This window comes from Synechococcus sp. B60.1, assembly GCF_047462555.1.
GTDB lineage: Bacteria > Cyanobacteriota > Cyanobacteriia > Thermostichales > Thermostichaceae > Thermostichus.
The window spans coordinates 1-2,054 of record NZ_JANSJN010000103.1 but is presented as its reverse complement, the minus strand read 5'-3'; the positions used below and the strand labels follow the sequence as shown (position 1 = coordinate 2,054).

Annotated in this window: 4 protein-coding genes; 2 read left to right on the top strand and 2 right to left on the bottom strand. The window is 59.8% G+C overall.

Features of this window, described 5'->3' with window-relative positions; all coding sequences use genetic code 11:
* Together NW863_RS10880 and rbfA are read right to left on the bottom strand one after the other, a co-directional pair.
* A partial coding sequence (locus NW863_RS10880; RefSeq protein WP_414366331.1) for a S4 domain-containing protein occupies positions 1-134 on the bottom strand: 134 nt, incomplete at its 3' end.
* Between the two features lie 159 nt (positions 135-293).
* Positions 294-737, bottom strand: a complete 444-nt coding sequence (gene rbfA, locus NW863_RS10875; RefSeq protein WP_414366319.1) for a 30S ribosome-binding factor RbfA — start codon at positions 735-737, stop codon at positions 294-296.
* Positions 738-929: 192 nt separating this feature from the next.
* Between rbfA and NW863_RS10870 the strand changes: the two genes are divergently transcribed.
* Together NW863_RS10870 and NW863_RS10865 are read left to right on the top strand one after the other, a co-directional pair.
* Positions 930-1,145, top strand: a complete 216-nt coding sequence (locus tag NW863_RS10870) for a hypothetical protein (protein ID WP_414347243.1) — start codon at positions 930-932, stop codon at positions 1,143-1,145.
* A gap of 112 nt (positions 1,146-1,257) precedes the next feature.
* Positions 1,258-2,054 (top strand): deoxyribodipyrimidine photo-lyase (locus NW863_RS10865; protein ID WP_414366318.1); only part of this gene is annotated, 797 nt, incomplete at its 3' end.

Sequence of the window (2,054 nt, the reverse complement as noted above, 5' to 3'; positions counted from 1 at the left end):
GCTTTAAAGCCCAGCTCGGTGACCACCTTCCCATTGACTCGAATGCGTCCGGCTAGGATCCAGGCTTCCACCTGGCGGCGGGAGGCCAAGCCCTGCTGAGCCAAAAGTTTCTGGAGCCGTTGGGGTGCTGCCATAGGCAAGGGGACTAGAGCAGAGTCTTTGCAGTGTAAAAGCAGATGGCCAGAGTCGGGGGGCAGCAGGGGTTGCCCGTTTAGGCAGGAAACCAAAGCTTCCGCCCGTTTGTGGCCTGTAGAGCTGAGAGACGGGTAGTGCCTGCTAACAAAACGGTGTAGCTATTGGTTACCCAACTCCTCTGCTTCGCCCTCACTGCCCTCTTCAACCGTTTCCTGGTTCTTAGATGAGGATCCCTCCTGCTTAGTTTCGGCGTCCCGTTTCAGTTGGTTAAGCAGGGCCAGAACCCGGGATCCCCGCTCCAAAGAGCGATCCTGCAAAAACACCACCGTCGGCACCCGTCGCAGGCCGAGGCGCTGACCGATTTCCCGCCGCACGAAGGAAGTGGCAGAGGCCAGCCCCTCCATGGTCTGCTGCTGGGCCGCTTCATCGCCATAGATGCTGACGAAGATGCGGGCATTTTGCAAGTCATTGGAAACCTCGACATCCACAATGCTGACCATGCCCGCCCCCACGCGGTCATCTTTGATCTCCGAGAGCAGGATTTGGCTGACCTCCCGTTTGATCAGCTCGGCTACCCGTGCCACCCGTCGCGCTGTCGCCATTTTTGGATACCTAGGTTACCGCTCATCCGCAAACCGGCTCTGGCCGGTGTGGAGCAGAGTCCGCGTCGGCTCGATCCCCAGAACAGTAGCCGATGCTACGAGCATCTCTCTCTTCTACCTTTATCTTGAATCCATGTCCACCTTGCCTTGAGTATGAATACCTAAAGCCATCGATGGATGGATGGAGACGTGATGATCAAGACGCCAGAGGCCCTGCGGCGCTCCATTGAGCAGTTTATGCTGAATGTCACAGAGCCGCTTGACCCCTTGCTCTCCCTGAAGCTAACTCAATTGGTGGTGATGTTGGGGGATACAGCTTATGCAATGGGGTACAGCGATGGCCAACAAAAGCCAGATGAACGCTGCCGCTATTGTCCCAGCCGGCTGCTCGACCGTCCAGAGCTTTGACAGAGCCCTTTAAGGTTCTTCACAGCCTAGCTCCTGGCTGTCCAGGAGGGGGGAATGAGTTGAAAGGGGTGGTGGGAACCGGCCAAGATGGGATCCCGTCCCTCAGTAGCCTATGACTTCCCCGGTTTTGATTTGGCATCGCCGCGATCTGCGGCTAGCAGACAACACAGCCCTTCATGCGGCGGCGCAGCGCAGCTCCCAGGTGGTGCCGGTTTTCGTTTTCGACCCGCAGGTTTTGCAACGGGCGGATATGGCCCCAGCCAGGGTGGCGTTTCTCCTTCAGGCATTGCAGGAGCTGCAGGAGCGCTACGCCCAGATGGGGATCCCGCTCCTCTGGCGGCGGGGGGATCCGGCGGTGGAGCTGCGGCAGTTGGCCACCGAGCTGGGGGCGCAGGCCGTGTTTTGGAACGAGGATCTGGATCCCTTGGCCCGGCAGCAGGAGAGTCGGGTGCGGGCTAGCTTGACGGCAGCCGGGATCCTGTCTTTTTCTTACCAAGATATGCTGCTGCACGGGCCGGGGGAAGTATTGACCCAGGCGGGGGATCCCTACTCGGTTTTTACCCCTTTCTGGCGCCGCTGGTTCAGCTTGCCTAAGCCGGATCCCTTCCCCACTCCCAAGGAGCTCCAGCCGCTGCCAAGCCTGAAAGCTCAACCTCTGCCCACCTTGGCGGATCTGGGCTCTGTCTGCAACCAGCGGATCCCGACATCAGGCGAGAGGGCAGCCCAAGCGCTGCTGGAGGATTTTTGTCAGGGCCTGCGCATTTTCGACTATGAGCGGGCCCGCAATTTCCCAGCTGAACAGGGCACCTCTCTCCTCAGCCCCCACCTGTGCTGGGGAACCATCGGCATTCGCCAGGTGTGGCAGGCCACGCGGGAGGTGGAAGCAGAGGTGCGCAGTGAAGAGGCCGA